Raw genomic sequence first — 22,220 nt, 5'->3', positions numbered from 1 at the left:
TAGATATGATTAAAAGTTGACCTCAATTCCAAAACTATAGGTCTGTACGTTGGGGTAGTTGAACAGGTTCTGTGATCCAGAGGTTTGAAAACCACCCTGTTCTGTTGAACCACTTCCAATTTCAGGATCTCCATCAAAATTGGGCCTAAAAGTCCAAAGGTTCTGTCCTTGTAAGAATACCCTAAGCCCTTGAATTGGAAGTTTGTCCACAAATTTTCCTGGCAAGGAATATCCTAAGGTCAGGTTCCTAAGGCGTATAAAATCCCCCTTTTGAAGAAATCTATCCGAAATCTGATTTGCTTCGTTTCTAAAAAGTGGACTAGGCAAAACATTAGTATCCCCGGGATTTCTCCAAAAATTCAAGGCATCGGTCCGTTGTTGTTGGTTCACACCATTACCATCTTGAAGAAGGGCTTGTGCAGCACTGTTGTAGATATAGTTGCCAAATCTAAAACTAAAATTAGTGCCCAAGCTAAATCCCTTATAGCTAAAATTGGAAAAGAACCCTCCTTCTATATTGGCGTTTGGAGACTTTCCAGAAAGTACTACGGCATCACTTGCACGGAAGGTTTCTGTAATATTTCCATCTGCATCTAAATATTGAGGAGCTCCGGTTTGGCTATTGACTCCCGCGTACCTTACCAAGTTATAGGTATTTACTTCTTCCCCTTCTCTTAGGGCTAATCTGTTGGTTCCCCCAGTTCCCCTGAATTGATCGATACCGTTAACCAATTCGATTACTTCATTATCAATGAACAAAACATTTCCACCCAAAGTCCATCGCACGTTTTGGTTTTGTATAGCATCAACGCTCAATTCAAATTCAAGACCGTTATTTCGTATTTCCCCGATATTCGCTGTTACCTGATTGTTCTCGTCCCCAACGGTGCCGGAAAGGTTGAATGGGGATAACAGGTCGTTAGAAGTTCTTTGAAAGTAGTCAACTACCCCACGAACACGATTTTTCCAAAAAGCATATTCCAATCCGATGTCCAATACTTCTTGAGCCTCCCATTTGATTTCTGGATTCGCAGCTCCGGCTGGAGATACGTTTGACCTTCCATTTCCAGCCCCAAAATCCAATAACTCTAAAAAGGTAAAACTGTTGAAACTGTTAGCTACAATGCCCCCAAAATTTTGGTTTCCAGAAGTACCATAAGAAGCTCTGAGTTTTAAGGCATCAAAAAAACTATCTTTCAAGAATCCTTCGTTATGGATGTTCCATGCGACCGCACCACTACCAAAATATCCAAACCTATTGCTCGGTCCAAATCTTGAAGACCCGTCACGTCTTACGGAAGCCGAAAAGATATAGCGGTCGTCATAGTTGTAATCTGCAAAAAGCCCTTGTGAAAAGAGGGTGTTCCTCACCCTATCGGAACTAACGTCCGTGGGCAGGGAGGTAATCGATATGACATCTAGTTGATCTGTAGGGAACCCTTCTCCGGTCAGGGAAAACAAATCAAGTACGTTTTCATTGTACTCAAAAAGCAAACTCGCGTTGACCTTGCTCTTCCCAAAAGATTTATCAAAGGAAAAGACATTTGAGATGTTGTATTCAAAGTCATTACTGCCATTTCTAGTAGATTGTCCCGGAGCTCCTGGTGTTCTAATAAAAGCGTCCAATCTAGAAAAAGGACGGATTATTACCTGTCTGTTGAATCTATCGTTACTAATACCTATTTGAAATTTATTGGAAAAGTTTTCTGAAAACTTAATATCAGCATATCCTGTAGCAATAGACTGTAGATTTGTCCTTAAATCCAAGTTGTTGATAATGGCCTCAGCAACGTTGAATGCTAGAGGAAAACTTTGGCTAAATATCCGCTCTCCTTCTTCATCTAGAAGAAAGTCCCCGTTATCGTCCAAAACAAAGATCGTATTATAAGGATTGTATTGGAAAGGGGCAACAAATGGATTCTGTACGTTGTTCCTGCCCTCCCTTAAGCGTTGTTCTGAAGATCTTGCAAAATTGGCGTTAACCCCAATGGTTAACCAGTCCTTGGCTTGATATGTGGTGTTCAACCTTGCCGTATAACGTCTAAAAGGTTGCGCCCTTTGTACAATACCGGTATCCTCGCTATATCCGGCTGAGAAGAAATAGCTCAATTTCTCTGTTCCGCCTGATACGGAAAGATTTGTTGTTTGTATAAAACCTTTTCTTAGTAGTTCTTCTTCATGGTCTACTGCATTGTCAATTAGGAATTGCCGTTCTTCCGCAGTTGCTGTGGCTCCTGGTAAAGTTAATGCGGGAGCCACCCCCAACTCTGCCAGTTGTCTTTCATACTCCAATTTTCCTTCGATATCGAAAATATCGAAGTTGTCTTGGATGCGTTGCGTAAAACCTACGGTTTGTGTAAGCGTGACCTGTGCATCCCCTTTTCTACCTTGTTTGGTCGTAATCAACACTACACCGTTGGCCGCCCTTGAACCATACCTGGAAGCAGTGGCAGCGTCCTTGAGTATTGATACGTTTTGGATATCATTTGGATTGATTTGGTTTACGTTTGTAGGGTCTACTGGAACGCCATCAACAACATACAATGGGGTAGAATTTTGATTAAAAGTACCTACACCACGTACCCGTACAAAACCTGTATTCCCAGGTCTTCCATTAGTAGCGGTTACTTGTACACCGGCTGCCTGTCCTTGCAATATATTGTCGATACTAGTGGTAGCTACAAAGGATGCAATATCCTCCGCTTGCACAGTAGATACCGCAGATGTCAGTTCGTCCCTTGTTTTTGTGCCATAACCAATGACCACAACTTCTTCAAGGGCCTGCGCATCCTGTTCCATGGTAATGTTTAAAGTATTTGATGTACCAACAGCTATTTCAACTGTTTTTTGACCCAAATAAGAAAATACCAGGATATCACCAGAATTTGCTTCAATAACATAGTTGCCATCAAAATCTGATTGTGTTCCTGTAATTGTTCCCTTGACCAGAATATTAACCCCTGGTAATGGAACACCTTCAAAATCGGTTACAATACCCGATACCGTGTTCTGTTGTGCTGCTGCGGAAAAAAATCCAATCAAAAAAAGCATGCACAACCAATGTGTTCTGTTTTTCATACTTAACTATTGTTTTGAGAAAAATGTAGTGGCAGCCCTGAATTTTTGCTGACTAATTCAAATAATACGCTTGAGGAAAATGAGACCGAAAACCCAGTCTTTCATTTAAAGTGTATGTACAACAGGGCTGCTTACATTTTTAGTTATTAACTCAAATTAACAGTGTGCATGGGCCTTTTCAGGTAATTCCTATAAACGTTTACCTACCCGAAGAATCTTTACCAATAATTTACGCCCGAAGTGGTGGCATAAGTTTTAGAAACTGGCTTGGGGTCAATTGTGTGTCTTTCTTGAAGGCCTTATTGAAGGTAACTTTATTATTGTAACCAACTTCATAGGCAATATCGATGATGTTCAAATTTCTTTGTTGGTCATCGCATAATATTTCTTTTGCCTCTTGAATACGATATTTATTGACCAACTCGTGAAAACTTAAATTGAAATGTTCATTGATGATTTGCGAAGTATTATGCCTGGTGGTATTGAGCCTTTCGGCAACCATTTCAAGATTGATGGTGTTCTCTTTATATATCTTATCAACCTCGAATAAATGTTCAAGGTTGTTCTTGAGTTCTAGGGAGAGACTGAAGGTGAGTCCTGATTTTTCATATTTAGGAAACAATTGATTCGTATAGCGAAGAACGCCATTGAAAACAATAGGCTGAATATTGGCTGAATATCCTAAATACAGCACCATTAAGGCCATACTCAAAACCTGAAAATGATAGAGGACCCCTGAGGCTATGGTATTACTGATCAATATGCCGTAAGCACCATACGAACATACGTAAAGCATATGTATGGCATATAGGTTTCGCTGCCAAACATTATTGCCATTCTGCGCAGCGACTTTTTTTGAGTTTATGAAATACAATTTTCGTATAAAATAGCCATAGACTATCAACGAGGTGAGTTTCAATAATACAAGGAGTACCAGAAGTTCAGAATCGGAAGGATTGAGACCTTGTCTGACCCTTTGCAACATCAGACTTAGTTTTTCGGTATGTGATAGTGTATATATGGGAATGATGTAAACCAAGAAAACAAGGGTAGGGATCAAATGGAGCAAATCGGCGTACCCAAACTTCTTATTCAATACTACTTTTCGAAAATAGAGGTATAGTAGTGGCCCATACAAAAAAGAAAACCCGGTGGACATTAAATAAGAATGCGGATATTCATATTGATAATTGGAAACGGCAATACTGATGTGAAAAATAAAAACGGAATGGATGAAAATAAAAGCACTGATCAAGAGTCTTGCGGATACTTCGATTTTCTTGTTAAAGTTGATTAAAATGGCCGTGTAGAAACCGATTGCCGCAATAAATAGGTAAACAAAGGACCAAATATTATGCTTTGGGATATATTTTTCATCAAGGGACTTGAATTCTGAAGTTGACCTTATTTTATCAAAACCTTCATGATTGATAAAATCAACATCGAAATCAGTGATGAGAAGTTGTTCTAAATACGCTGTGGATTTTTTTGAATTTCCTAAGCCCGCTTCGCAAAGCGCCAATTTTTTTAGGTATTTCCCCTTGTTTTTTACATCGAAATCAACCCCTTTTTGATATAACGGAATTGCTTTTTGGTATTGTTGTAGGTTATAATGGTAATCGGCCAATTTTATGGAGTCCTTTAAAAAAACTTGATGATACCCAACATCTTTAACGACTGTAGGCAAAGGAATCCCCATACCAAATGTAACATTTGATACCCAGAGGAACAGCAGAAAAAAGGAGGTTTTCAGGGGCCCCATTTGATGATTGATGAATTAGCACTCCCTACAAGTTATAAAATTTTAACAAACAAAGCCCTCAAAAATCAACTGAAAATGTAAGTCCCGATAAGATTTTACCTTTATAAAATGCTAAATGGCACCAGTTATATGTTTCATTTTTAAATAAAAAAAAACCGATGCGAACATCGGTTTCCTAAACTAACTAACTCAAAAAAATGCTAACTCAAATAACTCGTACAAAATTCAATCAATACCTCAAAAGTGAGGTTAATTAAACTTTAGCAATTTGTTATAATTGCCTTATTCTGTTAAAGTTATAACGGGGGATAAAAACCTTTATTGTAATGTGGCCATATTAAATAAAAGTTAATCACGATCCTGTAGGGCAAACACGCGTTTGAGTAATGCTGTCGTTCTAGATGATGTTTTTGTTCGTATTTCCTTCTCTTCGATTGCAATCATGGTATATACACCCTTAAGGGATTCCGTAGTCACATAATCTGTTAAATCGGGATTTACGTTGGTCGTAAGTGGTAAGTTGTTGTATTTGGTGATAAGGTTTGACCAAATTTGATCAGCACCTACTTTTTTAAACGATTTATCGATTATGGGATTGAACTTTGTGTATAGTGCGTTTTCGGTCTGTTGTTTCAGAAAAGAAGTAGCTGCATCGTCATTGCCCAGTAAAATGTTTTTGGCATCATTGAAGGTAATGTTCTTTACGGCATCAACAAAAATTGGTGTGGCCTCACCTACGGCATCTTCAGCTGCACGATTTAAAACCTTTAGTCCTTCATCAGCGAGCTTTCCAAGCCCGATACTACGCAATGTCTTGTCTACCTTTTTCAGTTCATCGGGTAATAAGATCTTGACTAGTTCGTTTTTGAAAAAACCATTTTCACCACTTAGTTTGGTGACCTGTTTTTCAATGCCAAAATTTAAAGCCTGTTTTAGGCCATTTGCAATTTCATCGTTACCTAAGGTCCCACTTTGTGGTAGCTGATTGACCACTTGTTGTAATTCATTACAACTTGAAATGAGTTGAAGGGTGACCAGGCATATTATTATTTTTTTCATTTTTTTGATTTAGGGATTAGACTAGGGCGTTATGTGACGACCACTACTTGATTATGTAAAAATAACGGTCTTATTGTTATAAACCATGGTCTTTCACGCTACATGCAGTCGTACCGCATTTGAAAGTACTATTTTTTCTAGGTCGCGCCCTTTGGCAATAAAGTCTTTAATACTATGGGCATGGGAAACAGGTGTTACGTCTTGGGCTATTATCGGCCCGGCATCAAGCTCTTCGGTAACATAATGGCTTGTGGCACCAATAATCTTTACCCCTCGTTTAAAAGCGGCATGATAGGGTTTTGCGCCTGCAAATGCCGGTAGAAAAGAGTGGTGTATATTGATGATCTTGTTTGTATATGCCTTGATCAATGGGGTGTTGATAATTTGCATATACCTTGCAAGTACGATAAAATCGACATGATGTGCTTTTAATAACCTAATTTGGGTTTGTTCCGCTTCGGTTTTGATGGCTTTGGAAACAGGAACGTGATGGAACGGTATCTTGAATTGCTGGGCTACACGTGATAAATCATTATGATTACTTAAGATGAACGGAATCTCAACCTGTAATTCCCCTGAATTATAGCGTCCTAAAAGGTCATAAAGGCAATGATCGTATTTTGAAACAAAAATGGCCATTTTGGGTTTGTTGCCATGCTCATAAAAACGCCACTGCATTTGAAATGGCATGACCAGGTCAGACTCAAAATCAGTACGCAACTCCGATAGCTTAGGGGCGTTTTGAAACTCACTTTCGAGCCTCATAAAGAATATACCTGTTTCTTTATCGACGTGCTGATCTAAGTACACGATATTTCCACCTTTTACGTAGAGAAAGTTGGTGACTGCGTTAATGATACCCTTTTGATCGGGACAATAAATTAAGATAGTTAGTTTCACAAGAAGTCTTTAGAATAGTAAAATTATACTATTCTAAAAAAGCAAACCTTTAAGTGATATTTTTTTGTAAAATTATGATTAAAAGTTAGTTTTTTTTACATTTTTCGTAAATTGCAATACAATTTTTGACCTATTTTGAATGATGGAGCAAGTAAGGCCCTACGTACCTAAAAACAAGATTCGCATCGTAACCGCAGCATCGCTTTTTGATGGCCATGATGCAGCAATAAATATCATGCGAAGAATTATACAATCAACTGGGGTTGAAGTAATTCATTTAGGCCATGATAGAAGTGTTGCCGAGGTGGTGGATTGTGCCATACAAGAAGACGCCAATGCCATTGCCATGACCTCATATCAGGGAGGTCATAATGAATACTTCAAATATATGTTTGATTTGCTCCAAGAAAGGAATGCAGGGCATATTAAGATTTTCGGTGGTGGCGGCGGTGTAATCCTTCCGAAGGAAATCAAAGCATTGATGGATTACGGTATCACTCGAATCTATTCGCCGGATGATGGCAGGGAAATGGGATTACAGGGCATGATCAATGATTTGGTCAAAACCTGCGATAACCATGTTCCTAAACTTGAGATTGAACAAAATAGTACTATCGAAGGTTTACTGGCCACCAAAGATGTGAATACTATTGCGCGATTGATTTCATTAGCTGAAAATAGGCATGGGGAGTTCGAAAAGCACTTCTCGAAAATTACGGTAAATGAAAAAATTCCCGTTCTGGGTATTACCGGTACCGGTGGAGCCGGAAAGTCAAGTTTGGTCGATGAGTTGATCCGCAGGTTTTTACTGGATTTTGAGGATAAGGATATAGGTATCATTTCAGTTGACCCTTCAAAACGTAAAACTGGCGGAGCGCTTTTGGGGGATCGTATCAGAATGAATGCGATAAAGAACAACCGTGTTTATATGCGGTCTTTGGCCACCAGACAATCAAATTTAGCTTTGTCAAAATATGTTAGTGAGGCGGTGCAAATATTGAAAGCGGCGCAATTTGATTTGATAATACTGGAGACTTCTGGTATTGGGCAATCAGATACTGAAATTCTCGAACATAGCGATGTGTCCTTATATGTGATGACACCAGAGTTTGGGGCGGCAACGCAACTTGAGAAAATTGACATGCTTGATTTTGCCGATATCGTAGCCATTAATAAGTTTGACAAACGTGGTGCTTTAGATGCCCTTAGGGATGTTAAAAAGCAGTATGTGCGCAATCATAACCTGTGGGACGTCGCTCAAGAAAGCCTTCCCATTTTTGGTACCATCGCCTCTCAGTTCAATGATCCCGGTATGAACCGCTTGTATAAAAAAGTGATGGATACCTTGTGTGACAAAGCAGATGCAAGTTTGGTATCCCATCTTGCGATAGGCGATGAAAATTCTGAAAAGACTTTTGTGATACCTCCCGCACGTACAAGATACCTTTCTGAAATTTCGGAAACCAATAGGGCCTATGATGATAGTGTGGTCAAACAGACCCATATTGCCCAAAAACTTTACGGCATCTTTACTACAATTTGCTCGGTCATTAATAAAAACCATACAGCGAATGATTACGGATATCTAAAGAGGTCCGGTTTGGATGAAGAACGCATTTTTAAAGATGGCGAGGCCTTGAACAAAGACCTACTTTCTTTACTTATTAAGGAATTTGACAAGGTCAAAATGGATTTGAACCCGCATAACTGGGAGATGATCTTTAACTGGAATAGCCTTGTAAAACGTTATAACGAACCAATCTATTCCTTTAAGGTAAGGGAAAAGGAAATTCAGATTGAAACACATAGTAAATCGCTTTCCCATTCTGATATTCCCAAAGTGGCTTTGCCGAAATTCAAAGCTTGGGGGGATCTGTTGCAATGGATGCTGCAAGAGAATGTTCCAGGCGAATTTCCATACACCGCGGGTATCTATCCTTTTAAAAGAACGGGTGAGGATCCCACTAGGATGTTCGCGGGAGAAGGCGGGCCAGAACGTACCAATCGTAGATTCCATTATGTAAGTCTAGGGATGCCGGCCAAACGCTTGTCTACCGCTTTTGATTCTGTTACCTTATACGGTAACGACCCCGATTATCGCCCGGATATTTACGGTAAGATTGGAAATGCAGGGGTTTCCATTTGTTGTTTAGACGATGCCAAAAAACTATACTCCGGGTTTGATTTGAGTGATTCCATGACCTCGGTGAGTATGACCATAAATGGTCCTGCACCGATGTTGCTTGCTTTTTTTATGAATGCCGCGATTGATCAAAACTGCGAAAAATACATACTTGAAAATGGATTACAAAAAGAGATAACCCAAAAAATTACGGCGCTATACAAAGACAAGGGGGTCGACAGGCCTCAATATGCTGGGGAGTTGCCAGAAGGAAATAACGGTCTGGGGCTGCTATTATTGGGGGTAACGGGTGATGAGGTACTTCCATTAGAGGTCTATAATGATATTAAAAGAAGAACGCTACATCAAGTGAGGGGTACGGTACAGGCTGATATCCTAAAAGAAGACCAAGCCCAGAACACCTGCATTTTTTCTACGGAGTTTGCTTTACGCCTTATGGGTGATGTGCAGGCCTATTTTATCGATCATAACATTCGTAACTTTTATTCGGTATCCATTTCTGGGTACCATATCGCTGAAGCTGGGGCCAACCCAATATCCCAATTGGCCTTTACCCTATCCAATGGTTTTACGTATGTGGAGTATTACCTAAGCCGTGGGATGGATATTGACAAGTTCGGTCCTAATCTATCGTTCTTCTTTTCAAATGGCATAGACCCCGAGTATGCGGTTATTGGGCGAGTTGCCAGACGAATCTGGGCCAAGGCAATGCGTGAAAAGTACGGGGCTGGCCCACGTGCCCAGATGTTAAAGTACCATATTCAAACCTCAGGTCGTAGTCTACATGCCCAAGAAATAGATTTTAATGATATTCGTACGACGTTGCAGGCCCTTTACGCAATTTATGATAATTGCAATTCGCTGCATACGAATGCCTATGATGAAGCCATCACAACACCAACGGAAGAGTCAGTGCGCCGGGCAATGGCCATTCAATTGATTATCAACAAAGAACTCGGACTGGCCAAAAATGAGAACCCACTTCAAGGTTCGTTCATTATTGAAGAACTTACCAATCTAGTTGAAGAGGCCGTGCTTTTAGAGTTTGACAGAATTACGGAACGTGGGGGAGTACTCGGTGCTATGGAGACCATGTACCAACGTTCAAAAATACAAGAAGAAAGTTTGCATTATGAAACCTTAAAGCACACCGGCGAATTTCCTATTATCGGGGTGAACACTTTTTTAAGCTCAAAAGGGTCCCCCACCATTTTACCTGCTGAGGTTATAAGGGCAACTAAAACGGAGAAGGAAAATCAAATCACTACACTTAAAAATTTACAACAGGGCAATCAGGGCAAGTCCAAAAAACTTCTGGCCGAATTGCAAGAAACAGCAATCGCCAACCAAAATATCTTCGAAAAACTTATGGAAGTGGCCAAATATTGCTCGTTGGGCGAGATTACCAATGCCCTATTCGCAGTTGGTGGCCAGTATCGACGAAATATGTAATGATACTAATACTTTGATAAGGCTTAGGTTGATATAAAAGGTGGCCTAAAAAACATACTTGCGGACATCAATCATCACTGATAATAAGTGACTTTCTCCACTGTTTGAAAGATTTTCTGAACACCTTTATTTCCCTTCTGAGAAGGTTGATGTATTCTTTTTCCTTTACGCCATCTTTTTCTAAGCCATTGCAGTACGAAAGAATATTACGGGTCATAACATTGACAAAAGTAAGATTCTTGTTCCGTAAGGTTTTAGATGAGGATTTCGTTGCTTGTTCGACGGTAACCGCAATCAATGAGGCATCTATCAACAGCGCATATGCGATGTCATTTCGAAGCCCCAATTTCTGATCATAAGAAAAAAAATTGCCGTCATATGAAAAGTAATTCGCAATAGCGTTACTAAGGTCTTTAAGGGCTAAAGACTTTTGATAAACCAATTGTGCACTTGTATTACTACTCCTCATTTTTCTTTAAAATGTACCATAAAGATACATCGTATAAGGATTATTTAACTTATTGATAACAAGTTAAAATCCTATATGTATTTATATTTAAAATATTTTACGAAGTTTTACTATGGATATTAAAGTAGACGAGCTAAATAAGAAGATTTTAAAGTGTCTTCAAAAGAACGCAAGGGCTACTTTTGCCGAAATAGGGCGTGAAGTTGGCCTCACCTCACCCGCAGTAGCTGAACGGGTAAAAAAAATGGAAGACTTGGGGATAATCGATGGGTATAAGACCATCATCTCACATGTGCATTTGGGTCGTCAACTCAGGGCCGTAATTACTTTAAGGGCTTTTGCCGGTAAGCTAAAACCGTTTCTTGATGTGGTGAAGACCTTTGAAGAGGTGCTAAATTGTTATCGCATCACCGGAAATGAAAATATAATCATGGAAGTGGTTCTTAAAGACCAGTTTCACCTTGAAAAGTTTATTGACAAATTGATTACATACGGTGAAACAAGAACGCATATTGTGTTGTCTGATGTAATTTCAAATGCTTTCACCATCAAGTGACCAAAATATTTATTTTGTGAAAGGTTTGGCTAGATTTTTGATATCTTCAGGAATATGAAAAAGAAATACCTGGTATTGTTTTTACTCGCAATGAGCATGCAATTCAGCCATTCACAAGAATTGCGATTGCAAAAAGGACAGCTTATTGACTCCATCATTAGTAATGACTCCTTGAAGGAGAGTTTTGCACTTTATTTGCCAAAAAAGTTCGACCTCAAACGAAAATGGCCTTTGATAGTTGTTTTTGAAATGGGTGGTAGGGCAAAACAGGCCTTAAGCGTTTTTAAGGATGCAGCTGAAAAGAAGGGCTTTATTTTAGCCGCTCCAAATTCAATTCACGACTCTATTTCCCTAGCTAAAAATATGGCGATCTCGCAACGTGCCATCGAAAAACTCATTACTCTTTTGCCGATTCATAAGGGCAGGACCTATACTGCCGGTTTTGAAAACGGTGGCCGGTTCGCAAACTTGGTTCCCGTGTTTATCAAAGAGATTGAAGGAACTGTTTCTGTCGGGGCCGCGGTAGCAAATCTAGAACTCTTGGCGCCAAAAAACCAATTTTATTTTATAGGTATCGTTGGTGTGAACGATTTCAATTATACTACCCTTTTAGAGGATAAAAAAGCGCTGAACAAGTTAAAATTCAAGAATACCATTCTCGTATATGAGGGAGTTGGCAAATACCCTGCGAGTGGTTATTTGGAAGAAGCCCTAGACTTATTCAATTTAAGTGCAATGACCAAAGGGAATCTCGCCAAAGACTCAGTTTTGATCCAAAAGCTTTTTCAAGAAAAACTAAGTGATATAAGACTGCTGCAACAAGAGAAAAAACTTTTATTGGCGCACCACGCCATGACCGAAACCCTCTCTGCATTTAGGACCTATGTAGATGTTGACTCATTGAGAACAGCGCAGCGTAACCTTAAAAAGGATAAATTATACCGCAGTTTAAAACGAAATGAAAGTGCTGCTTTTTTCAAGGAAAGTTTAAAAAGGGAAGATTTCAATTACTTTCTTCAAGAAGATGTTTTAACCTACAACTACAAAAACCTTGGTTGGTGGAATTATCAAATGACACAACTCAATGGTTTCATTTTTGGGGATAGTAAGGTGGAACAAGAGATGGGAACGCGTCTAAAAGCCTATCTCAATGCATTAATAGAAGATAATATCGTCTTACTCAAACTTGAGGAGACCGTAGATGAGGCGGCATTGATTTTTTTATATATGTTGAAAACGATTACACAACCGGATATTTATGATAATTATCTGGAAGTTATCTCAATAAGTGCTAAAAACGATGATTACGGAACGGCGCTCTTTTATCTGGAAGAAGTATTGAAAAAGGGTTTTAAGGATACGGAAAAGCTATATTCGATAGAACATACCACACTTTTTAGAATAACACCCGAGTTCAATGAAATAGTAGAAAAATACCTTAAAGGTGCGCGCTACGAAATCAAGGACGAATAAAGTGCGGAATTGCTTCCAATTGCCAATCAATGACCAGTCCGCCAGCTAAGGATCGTGCAATTTGTTTGCCATACAAGTGTTCGCATAAATACAATGCCGCTTCAAAACTCTTTGCGCCTCCGGCAGAGGTAATGTACTTGCCATCATGCACAAAAAGCACGTCTTTTTTTACTTCCAAATCAGGGAACATATTCTCATAGGTTTTAATGTCGCTGGGAAATGTCGTAGAAGCAACACTATCTAACAGACCAGCCTTGGCAAGCACAAATGCCCCATCGCAATGTGAGGTCATGAATAGGGCCCGTTGGTCTACTTTTTTAACGAAATCAAGCATAACCGTATCTTTCAAATCGGTATCTAAATGATGTTCGGCACTCGGTATCACAAGAATATCTATTTTCGGAAGTTGGTCTTTCGTATAATCAAAATCAGGTAAAATTCGAACCCCCTCGAAAGAGGTAATGGGATCAAGGGTGTTCGCAACCGTAAAGGTATTCATCGCTTTAATCCCTTTTCTAAACTGGGTGTGCTGAAAAATATCAAATGGGGCCGTAAATTCAGTGTTGTATACACCGTTCATTATTAGAAAAGCGACATTATAGCGTCCAGGTTCGATTTTAGGCACTGTGCGTTGTTGCTTATCAATTTTATCCATGGGTTTTTTAGATGCCTCATGATTGCAAGAGGTCAATAAGATTACGGTAAATACAATAAGGTGAAATTGTTTCATGCAGACGGATAGGTTTGACGTGCAAAGTACGACACGTGTTCAAAGAATAAAACAGTTTCGTTGTATTTTTGGCCCATGCGACAGATTTTGTTTTTATTGGTTTTGGTATTGATTTCGTGTGAAGGTGGAAAAAAATACCATAAGAAATCGGTTTTGAAACCCGCTTCAGAGGCAGTGCGGTCCATTATAGCATTTCAAAATAAGTTAAACGAAGAATATAAAGACCCTGAGACCTCACCCTTGCCCGACAGGTATCGAAAGAATTTTGAGGGGTTGGATTTTTTTAAACCCAATGAGGCCTATATCGTCAAAGCACGATTTGAGCGCACTGCTGATGCAAAACCCTTTTTACTGCCAAATACTGGGGGTGACAATACTACGGAAGTCGTTTACGGTATTGCACATTTTGAATTGAACGGAAAACAGCATCGATTGGAAATCTACCAAAGTCCTGAATTGATCAAACAGGAAAAGTACCGTGATTATCTGTTTTTACCCTTTTTAGATGAAACCAATGGCGAAGAGACTTATGGCGGTGGTAGGTATATTGACTTGAGCATACCAAATTCAGATACCTTGATCATTGATTTCAACAAGGCCTATAATCCGTATTGTGTTTACAATAAAAAGTACTCCTGCCCCCTGGTTCCGAGGCAAAATTATTTGAATACCAAGGTTTTGGCAGGAGTACGGGATTTTATAAAAAAATAATCCCTTGGTACAATACCAAGGGATCAGTGCTATCGATTATCAGGTGCTATTAATTGAATGTGTAGATTGCCGCAACTAAGAAAGACGAAAGGTTGTTGGTAGCGAGACCATCGCTATCTAAAAAAGGTTCATTGTCATTTCCGAAGCTATCCAAACGGATTTCAGGTTTGATAATCAAATTATCTTTGGTGAAACTACCAGTAAGGGTTAACCCGAGTACTGGCACATCATCAAAATCATCTTGGGTAAAAGCAAAATACTCTCCTCTCAAGCCAATGGAAAAACTTTCAGATGTAGCGTATTGAGGGTAAAGGGCAGCCCCATAAAATCCTGTCGTTGTGGTTCCCCCACCTTCAATTTCTGTATTGGAATTAGTATTGTAGGCAGCATTGATACCGAGAAAAAAGTCTTCCGTGACATCAAATCCCCCAGTATAGTCGATTTCGAACCCTAAACCACCATTACTACCACTATCGTAGTAAAGGTTAAGGTATTGACCATATGCACCCAACTGACCGCCTAATGCATACTCACCAGTGCCACTTATATCGTTGGTATCCCAAGGATTGGTTACAGCTAACATCAAACTTACATCATCTGATAATTCAAAATCAGCTTTAACTCCTAAATGGGAAAAAGGTCCGTTAGAGAACAGGTAAGAAACACTGTAATTAAAATTTGCGGCTGGGGCAATTACCTCATAACCTACCCAAGTATTGAAACGACCAATAGTAAGCGTTGTCTTGTCAGTAACGTTCCAGTAAGCGTATGCCTGATTGATAATACCATTTAAAACATCATTTTCAAAAGTGGCTTCAGTTCCCCTGGGGCCAAAAACCAAGTCGACTACCAATCCGGTCGAACCAGTTTCGTAAGCACCTATTAAGTTTGCCATTCCCAAGGCAAAACCTGTTTGGTTCGCAAATGATGTTGGTGTCGCCGTCGTGGCTTCACCTGCATCATTAAAGGTGGTTCTGAAATAAGTATCAATGCTGCCGGATAAAGAAAATGGGCTTGTGGATTCTTCGGTTTCTTGCGCGACAATAGCCGTTGAAACCAATGCAAAACCTGCTAGGAAAATTTTTTTTGCGAACTTTGTATTTATAATCGTTTTCATAAGAATAATAGTTATTGTCCCATATATTATGGGGTTAATAATTGAATGATGAAATTCTGAATTGAAAGGGTTATTGTACGGAGCGTTCTGCAAAACGCTCCGTTTTTTTATGATATTTATTAATGTTGGTTCATTCTAAAATCTGCATAGGCGTCCATTCCATGCTCATGAATATCAAGGCCTTCGACTTCTTCCTTTTCAGAAACCCGGAGTCCTGAAGTTTTCTTGATCGCAATTAAAATGATGAATGCCGTTAGCGAACAGAATGTTGCCGCCGCACCTACGCCTGCCAATTGTATCAAGAATTGGTCAAAACTTGCCATGGCCCCGAAAATACCAACGGCAAGGGTACCCCAAATACCACAGATTAGGTGCACCGCTACCGCACCTACTGGATCGTCCAGCTTTAGTTTATCTATCAGTGCTACACCGAATACAATGATGATGCCTGCGAGTAGCCCAATAGTGACGGCTTCGTTGGGTGACATTTGATCTGCACCTGCAGTAATACCAACTAGACCGCCCAAAATACCATTTAAGAACATGGTCAAATCGTAATTCTTATACATTACGGTTGACGTAACGAATGCCGAAACACCACCGGCTGCTGCGGCAAGACATGTGGTTACCAAGACCAATGAAGTAAGTTCAGGATCGGCTGAGAGTACCGAACCCCCATTAAAGCCAAACCAACCCAACCATAATATCAACACTCCGGCAGCTGCCAAAGGAAGGTTGTGACCTGGTATCGCCTTCGGTTTTCCTTCCGCATCGAATTTGCCTTTTCTAGCACCTAAAAGGTAAATGGCAATCAATGCCGCCCAGCCACCAACGGAGTGGACTAAAGTCGATCCGGCAAAATCATAAAAGCCTAGGTTGTCCAACCATCCGCCGCCCCATTTCCAGGCACCTACGATAGGATATACCAAGCCTACATAAAGCACGGTGAATATCATGAAACCACCCAGTTTTACGCGTTCTGCTACCGCACCGGATACAATGGTCGCTGCTGTGGCGGCGAACATGCCCTGAAACAAAAAGTCCGTCCACCATGTATAACCTCCATCGGCATAATCAGGGGTCATGCCATTTTCAGGTGCCGCAATACCGAAACCCGCGAATTTGAAAATACCCAAGTCGCCATCTTCAAAACCTGGGTACATTAAATTGAATCCACCTATGTAATAGAGTAATAGCCCTACACATATGATGAACACGTTTTTAAATAAAATATTGACAGTGTTTTTCTGCCTTGTTAATCCTATTTCCAAAAAAGAAAATCCTAAATGCATAAAGAAGACCAGTGCGGTACACACCATCATCCAAACGTTGTTTGCTGTAAATAATCCTGCTTCCATAAAAAAAATATTAATAGTTGGTTGGTTTTAGTTGATACCAGCGCTTCCGCTTTCCCCGGTTCGTATTCTATAAGCTTCTGAAACTTCAGAAACAAAAATCTTTCCATCACCTACATTACCTGTAGAAGCGGTTTTGATCAAAGTATCTACCGTGGGTTGTAAGAATTCATCAGAAACTACAATCACTAAATACCTTCTTTGTATATCCGTGGTACTATACGTTATGCCGCGATATACATGTCCTTGTTTTTCATTGCCAACCCCAGTAACATCCCAGTAACTAAAGAAATTGACCTCAATCTCATGAAGTGCCTTTTTAACTTCATCAAATTTTGATTTTCGAATAATTGCCTCGATTTTTTTCATAATTGATTTTGTTAGTTCAGCGTCAAATATATATGAATATGTAACTAACCCATTCTAAAATAGGGGGCTGGCTATCATTTTTACGAAATTTGAAAATTGAACCCTTAAAAATTAAGGGTATGTTAATTTAATATTAATAAATTGAGAAAATGGATATTTTAAACAAATGCAGCGATAGGGTTCGCGTGTCATAGAATTAAATAAAAGGTGTAGTGAAAAGGGTGTCAGAGCAGTTTTGCGACCCAAATACCGGCCAGTACCGCCAGTATGCCCAATAAAATACTGGCAAGCGTGTAAAACGAAAAATTATACAGATCACCGGTCTTGATAAGGGTGTACTTTTCAAATGCAAATGCTGAAAACGTCGTAAAACCGCCGCAAAAGCCGGTCACCAATAATAAAAGCTGGTTTTCGCCCAACCATTTACTTTTTAAGGACATACCCATTAAAAAGCCGATTAGCAAACAACCAACAACATTCACCAAAAAAGTACCTAGAAAAAAACCCTGAAAGAGGGGATTTAAGTTTTTTGCGATAAGATAGCGTAAGGCACTACCCAAGCCACCGCCTAGAAATACAAGTAAGGCCTGTTTCATGCCTTAAATGTACAAACTAAACTGCTTTTTTGTATTCAGCCTCGTCGTACTCTGAGGGTAGCAACTTGGTAACACCAAGGGTGGAGATTTTTCGGACAGGCTTTTTAAATCTGTCCATCGCCCCATTAACGCTGAAAATCAGTAGCAATGCATTGACAATAAGTAACCCGAATAATATGCCAAAAAAAGTTATCATCGTATTGATTAAGGTTTGTTTAACAAAAGTACACCTTTTCTTATGTTGTACGAGGGAAATGCCCAGAATGTTGTAAATGATTTGATTTTTGTGGTGTAAGCAAGAATAGTGTTAATTTTTCAGGAAGTGTTTGATCAGAAAAAGAAAAACTATAAAAATGATAAAGGAAAAAAGCACCCATTTAACACCACTGTAATTTTTGGCGTGTAAATTTCTATCCTTTTTGTAAAGGATTACCATTGTTGCTACAAAGCCAACAATAAACAGTATGGCAAAAACAAGCTGTCCTGTCGTGAACGACATAGTTTCTTTATTTTTACGCAAAGCTAATGCAATAAATAACCAATGAAAAACAAAATAGAAGCAGTAGAGTTATTTCACCGTTCTTTTGGTTTGGGAGTATCCAATTCCCCAAAAGCCGATCTTGGGAAAGCGAAGAACGAACTGAGATTTAATTTAATGGACGAGGAAAATAAGGAATATCTCGAAGCGGCCAATGATAATGATATGTTGGAAGTCGCCGATGCGTTGGGTGATATGCTCTATATCTTGTGCGGTACTATTCTCGAACACGGAATGCAGTATAAAATAGACGAGGTCTTTGAAGAGATTCAACGAAGCAATATGAGCAAGCTTGATAGCGATGGAAAACCGATTTACCGAGAAGACGGTAAGGTCTTAAAAGGACCAAACTACTTTAAGCCTAACATAAAAAAGGTTTTAGACCAACAGTAAAAGCGCCCTCGGGTGTTTTTATTTAAACCTTATGGCGCCAACCAAATTTATCTTCCGATTTGTTGTATTGAATATCGGTAATGCTCTTTTTCAATTGAGATGCGTAACTATCCGGAAGTTCAGGTAAATCGTAATCCGTGCCTTGGTAACCAAAGGTGGCTATCGGCGAAATTACCGCAGCGGTTCCCGCCCCGAACATTTCCTTAAGGGTACCTGATTTGGCGGCCTCCACAACTTCCGAAACACTTATTTTACGTACCTCTGTTTTGATTCCCTGAACATTCGCCAGTTCTAAAATGCTTTTACGCGTAATTCCGTCAAGTATTCTATCACTGGTCGGGCCCGTTAGCAAAGTATCCCCAATGCGAATGAAGATGTTCATTGCGCCAGCTTCCTCAATATATTCATGGGTGTTATCATCGGTCCAAATAACTTGGTTATATCCTTTTTCAATGGCCAGCTGCGTTGGATAGAACTGTCCGGCATAATTACCGCCCGCTTTTGCATAACCTACACCACCATTGGCGGATCTCGAATACTTTTCTTCTATCAAAACACTTACTTTTCCTGAGAAATAAGGGCCTGACGGAGCAAAACAAATGATGAACTTGTACTCATCGGCCGGTGAGGCATGAAAACCCTCACCAGAGGCAAATATGAACGGGCGAATATATAAAGAGCTTCCGGGGGTGGTCGGAATCCAGTCTTTCTCTAAATTCAACAATGCGGTCAATCCTTCCATGAAGTGTTCTTGGGGAATTTCGGGTATTGCCAATCTGCGCGCCGAGATATTCAATCGTTTGTGGTTGTCCAAAGGCCTGAAAAGCCATGCTTCCCCATTAGCGTCTTTATACGCTTTCATTCCTTCAAAGATGGATTGCCCGTAATGGAAGATTTTTGAAGCGGGATTTAAACTTATTGGTTGATAGGGTGTAATTTTTGGGTTTTCCCATCTCCCATTTTTATAATCACAAACCAACATATGATCTGTATAAACGCTACCAAACTTTAAATTGTCAAAATCAACATCATTGATTTTGGTGGTTTTTGATTTTTCAACGTTTATTTTTCTTGACGCTACCTCCATGATCGTAAATTATGAACAATAAAATTAGCTATTTCTCGTAAGTTTTATTTGTTTTCTTAATTTTAAATCGAATTTAGAGTGGTAACAATTTCGATTTTTTTGCGATATGAAAATATTTAACAATTTACTTGTCATATTCTTATTGGTATTCGGGCACAATCTATCCGCACAGGCCGATTCGGGAGCGACGGTGCATGGTAATTCTTTTAGTGAGGTCACGGATGCCAGTCAGAATTGGAAGGTATATGAAGACTTGGCCGTTATGGATACGGTAGACATTCAACTGGCAGGTGAAATAAAAGAGGTGTGTCAAGCCAAGGGATGTTGGATGAAAGTGACATTGGACAATAAGCAAGAGGTTTTCGTGAAATTCAAGGATTACGGTTTCTTCGTGCCCACCAATGTTTCCACCAGAAAGGTTGCCATGAATGGTTTGGCCTTTGTAGAAGAGATGTCAGTTGAAGAGCAAAGGCATTATGCCGAAGATGAAGGGGCGAGTAAAGAGGCAATAATGAAAATTACAAAGCCAAAGAAAACCTTGCGTTTTGAAGCTGATGGGGTCATCATAAAAAAGTGATTTGAAAAGAAGGATCATCACTACTGCCGATGGTTCTAAGACCATACACCTCGAAGATTGGAATGAACAGTACCACTCAAAGCATGGTGCGGTGCAAGAAGCCTACCATGTATTCATAAAGCATGGACTCCAATCTTTCTCGAACCAAAGGATAGCCATTTTAGAAGTGGGTTTTGGTACAGGGTTGAACGCGCTGATCACCCTAAAAGAGGCACCAAGGCTAGGGCTTGATATTCTATATACGGGTGTTGAGGCTTTTCCCATTAACAATGCGGAATTGGAGGGATTGAATTATACCGAGGTGCTGGATGCCAAAGGGCTGGAGGAAAGTTTTCTTTCAATGCACTCCGCTCCATGGGAAGAACACGTTGCCTTGACACCAAACTTCAGTCTCATTAAAATGCAAAAACGTTTTCAAGAAATCAACGCGGTCGGTTTGTTCGATCTTATCTATTTTGATGCATTCGGTGCTAGGGTACAACCTGAGTTATGGACGGTAGCCATTTTTCAAAAAATGTATAATGCCCTGTCTGACGAGGGCGTTTTGGTTACCTATTCGGCCAAAGGTAGCGTGCGCAGAGCATTACAAGAGGTTGGTTTTAGGGTTGAACGACTTCCCGGTCCCCCCGGTAAACGCGAAATGCTCAGGGCGCTAAAAACAATTTCCGTTTCTTGATGAGATCTTAATGTCCCCTTATGCGATTTTTTAATTGCCATAAACTTTAGACAGAACTGTTAAACCTTATTTAATGCCTCGTTTACAGCACTTTGAATGCTTTACATTTGTAAAAAAGAAGGTAAATGAAGGTATTGATTACGGGTGCGACGGGTTTGGTCGGTAAGGCCATTGTAAAAGAGTTGCATTCTAAAGGAGTTCAAATCAACTATCTTACAACAAGTAGGGAAAAAATAGCGCATAGCGAAGATTACCAAGGGTTCTATTGGAATCCCGCTAAGCGTGAAATTGACGAAAATTGTTTTACGGATGTCTCTGTAATCATAAATCTAGCAGGGGCAAGTATATCCAAAAAATGGACGGAGTCGTATAAGAAGATTGTGCTCAATAGTCGTATAGACAGTCTTAAAACCTTGAAAATAGGCCTTGAAAAAGTGGGCTCTGAAGAAATCGATTCGTTTGTATCCGCATCGGCAATAGGGATTTATCCGAACTCGTTGAGTACCTATTACACCAATGACGTCAATGAAGTTGATGATAGTTTTTTAGGTGAGGTCGTCAAGGCATGGGAAGATGAGATCGCAACCTTTGAAGTATTTGACTTCAAGGTAGCCAAAATACGGATTGGATTAGTGCTTTCAACCGAAGGAGGGGCATTGCCCAAAATGGCCCAACCTATCAAATATTACGTGGGAGCCGCCTTTGGCTCCGGTGAGCAATGGCAGTCATGGATCCATATTGAGGATCTGGCCCGAATGTTCGTTTTCATCGCTTCCAACAACCTATCGGGAACTTATAATGGCGTGGCACCAAATCCTGTCACCAATAACAAGTTGACGATGGAATTGGCCAAAGTACTTGGTAAACCACTTATATTGCCTAATGTGCCCGAATTCATGATGAAGATGATTTTAGGTGAAATGGCTTATTTGTTGTTTGCTAGTCAGCGAGTAAGTAGTAAAGGTATAGAAGAACAGGGTTTCACCTTTAAGTACTTAAACATCTGTAAGTCGTTGGAGGCGCTTTATCAAAAAGGTTCTGATGAAGAAAACTCCATTTCGACCTACACCAAAGAATATGTCTGAATTATACATAACCCTATAAATTAAAAAAATCCGCAAACAGCGGATTTTTTAATGTTTCTTGATGACATTTTGACATTTTTAGACAAATGGCAGT

The 22,220-nt window shown here is 39.8% G+C and carries 20 protein-coding genes; 8 read left to right on the top strand and 12 right to left on the bottom strand.

Annotated elements, in window-relative coordinates; all coding sequences use genetic code 11:
- Nucleotides 1-9: 9 nt before the first annotated feature.
- The 4 genes from AACM45_RS13590 to purU form a co-directional block, all read right to left on the bottom strand.
- Nucleotides 10-3,078 (bottom strand): SusC/RagA family TonB-linked outer membrane protein, encoded by a 3,069-nt coding sequence (locus AACM45_RS13590; RefSeq protein ID WP_339143364.1) that lies wholly within the window; start codon nt 3,076-3,078, stop codon nt 10-12.
- A gap of 229 nt (nt 3,079-3,307) precedes the next feature.
- Nucleotides 3,308-4,777, bottom strand: coding sequence for a helix-turn-helix transcriptional regulator (locus AACM45_RS13585; protein ID WP_339143363.1), 1,470 nt, complete (start codon nt 4,775-4,777; stop codon nt 3,308-3,310).
- Between the two features lie 411 nt (nt 4,778-5,188).
- Nucleotides 5,189-5,899 (bottom strand): DUF4197 domain-containing protein, encoded by a 711-nt coding sequence (locus AACM45_RS13580; protein WP_339143361.1) that lies wholly within the window; start codon nt 5,897-5,899, stop codon nt 5,189-5,191.
- Nucleotides 5,900-5,992: 93 nt separating this feature from the next.
- Entirely contained in the window at nt 5,993-6,799 is an 807-nt protein-coding gene (purU, locus tag AACM45_RS13575; protein WP_339143359.1) for a formyltetrahydrofolate deformylase, read from the bottom strand.
- 142 nt (nt 6,800-6,941) lie between these two features.
- Between purU and AACM45_RS13570 the strand changes: the two genes are divergently transcribed.
- On the top strand, nt 6,942-10,394 hold the full coding sequence (locus AACM45_RS13570) for a methylmalonyl-CoA mutase family protein (protein ID WP_339143772.1): 3,453 nt from the start codon (nt 6,942-6,944) through the stop codon (nt 10,392-10,394).
- A 67-nt stretch (nt 10,395-10,461) separates the two neighbouring features.
- Here AACM45_RS13570 and AACM45_RS13565 read toward each other — a convergent pair whose 3' ends face one another.
- Nucleotides 10,462-10,863: a hypothetical protein gene (locus AACM45_RS13565; RefSeq protein WP_339143358.1), complete on the bottom strand. Its 402-nt coding sequence runs from the start codon at nt 10,861-10,863 to the stop codon at nt 10,462-10,464.
- A gap of 112 nt (nt 10,864-10,975) precedes the next feature.
- On the opposite strand from AACM45_RS13565, the gene AACM45_RS13560 reads away from it, so the two are divergent.
- Both AACM45_RS13560 and AACM45_RS13555 read left to right on the top strand, forming a co-directional pair.
- Complete coding sequence (locus AACM45_RS13560) at nt 10,976-11,419, top strand: Lrp/AsnC family transcriptional regulator (protein ID WP_339143356.1); 444 nt, start codon at nt 10,976-10,978, stop codon at nt 11,417-11,419.
- Nucleotides 11,420-11,473: 54 nt separating this feature from the next.
- Entirely contained in the window at nt 11,474-12,892 is a 1,419-nt protein-coding gene (locus tag AACM45_RS13555; protein WP_339143355.1) for an alpha/beta hydrolase, read from the top strand.
- Here the strand turns inward: AACM45_RS13555 and AACM45_RS13550 are convergent.
- Entirely contained in the window at nt 12,879-13,547 is a 669-nt protein-coding gene (locus AACM45_RS13550; RefSeq protein WP_445227733.1) for a DJ-1/PfpI family protein, read from the bottom strand. The two genes, AACM45_RS13555 and AACM45_RS13550, sit on opposite strands and share 14 nt — an antisense overlap.
- Nucleotides 13,548-13,697: 150 nt before the next feature.
- Here AACM45_RS13550 and AACM45_RS13545 point away from each other — a divergent pair, with 150 nt between their 5' ends.
- Nucleotides 13,698-14,333 (top strand): DUF1684 domain-containing protein, encoded by a 636-nt coding sequence (locus AACM45_RS13545; RefSeq protein WP_339143352.1) that lies wholly within the window; start codon nt 13,698-13,700, stop codon nt 14,331-14,333.
- Nucleotides 14,334-14,382: 49 nt separating this feature from the next.
- Here AACM45_RS13545 and AACM45_RS13540 read toward each other — a convergent pair whose 3' ends face one another.
- From AACM45_RS13540 to AACM45_RS13520, 5 genes are all read right to left on the bottom strand, one after another.
- Nucleotides 14,383-15,450 (bottom strand): outer membrane beta-barrel protein, encoded by a 1,068-nt coding sequence (locus tag AACM45_RS13540; RefSeq protein WP_339143351.1) that lies wholly within the window; start codon nt 15,448-15,450, stop codon nt 14,383-14,385.
- Nucleotides 15,451-15,569: 119 nt separating this feature from the next.
- Nucleotides 15,570-16,808: an ammonium transporter gene (locus AACM45_RS13535; protein WP_339143350.1), complete on the bottom strand. Its 1,239-nt coding sequence runs from the start codon at nt 16,806-16,808 to the stop codon at nt 15,570-15,572.
- Between the two features lie 27 nt (nt 16,809-16,835).
- On the bottom strand, nt 16,836-17,174 hold the full coding sequence (locus AACM45_RS13530; protein WP_339143349.1) for a P-II family nitrogen regulator: 339 nt from the start codon (nt 17,172-17,174) through the stop codon (nt 16,836-16,838).
- 224 nt (nt 17,175-17,398) lie between these two features.
- Nucleotides 17,399-17,770 carry a fluoride efflux transporter CrcB gene (gene crcB / locus AACM45_RS13525; protein WP_339143348.1) on the bottom strand — a complete coding sequence of 124 codons (372 nt, stop codon included), beginning with the start codon at nt 17,768-17,770 and terminating at the stop codon, nt 17,399-17,401.
- A 16-nt stretch (nt 17,771-17,786) separates the two neighbouring features.
- Complete coding sequence (locus tag AACM45_RS13520; protein WP_339143347.1) at nt 17,787-17,966, bottom strand: hypothetical protein; 180 nt, start codon at nt 17,964-17,966, stop codon at nt 17,787-17,789.
- A gap of 345 nt (nt 17,967-18,311) precedes the next feature.
- Between AACM45_RS13520 and AACM45_RS13515 the strand changes: the two genes are divergently transcribed.
- Complete coding sequence (locus AACM45_RS13515; protein WP_339143345.1) at nt 18,312-18,701, top strand: nucleoside triphosphate pyrophosphohydrolase family protein; 390 nt, start codon at nt 18,312-18,314, stop codon at nt 18,699-18,701.
- Between the two features lie 22 nt (nt 18,702-18,723).
- Here AACM45_RS13515 and AACM45_RS13510 read toward each other — a convergent pair whose 3' ends face one another.
- Complete coding sequence (locus tag AACM45_RS13510) at nt 18,724-19,788, bottom strand: branched-chain amino acid aminotransferase (protein ID WP_339143344.1); 1,065 nt, start codon at nt 19,786-19,788, stop codon at nt 18,724-18,726.
- A gap of 106 nt (nt 19,789-19,894) precedes the next feature.
- Here AACM45_RS13510 and AACM45_RS13505 point away from each other — a divergent pair, with 106 nt between their 5' ends.
- The 3 genes from AACM45_RS13505 (at nt 19,895) to AACM45_RS13495 (ending at nt 22,126) form a co-directional block, all read left to right on the top strand.
- Nucleotides 19,895-20,365, top strand: a complete 471-nt coding sequence (locus AACM45_RS13505) for a DUF4920 domain-containing protein (RefSeq protein WP_339143343.1) — start codon at nt 19,895-19,897, stop codon at nt 20,363-20,365.
- 1 nt (nt 20,366) lies between these two features.
- A complete protein-coding gene (gene mnmD / locus AACM45_RS13500) occupies nt 20,367-21,041 on the top strand; it encodes a tRNA (5-methylaminomethyl-2-thiouridine)(34)-methyltransferase MnmD (RefSeq protein ID WP_339143342.1) in 675 nt (224 codons plus the stop codon).
- Nucleotides 21,042-21,166: 125 nt separating this feature from the next.
- On the top strand, nt 21,167-22,126 hold the full coding sequence (locus AACM45_RS13495) for a TIGR01777 family oxidoreductase (RefSeq protein ID WP_339143341.1): 960 nt from the start codon (nt 21,167-21,169) through the stop codon (nt 22,124-22,126).
- Nucleotides 22,127-22,220: the final 94 nt, after the last annotated feature.

Source organism: Croceitalea sp. MTPC5, from assembly GCF_036985505.1.
In the GTDB taxonomy this organism is placed as follows: Bacteria; Bacteroidota; Bacteroidia; order Flavobacteriales; family Flavobacteriaceae; genus Croceitalea.
The sequence above is the reverse complement of the archived record's forward strand: the minus strand, read 5'-3'. Positions and strand labels throughout refer to the sequence as shown.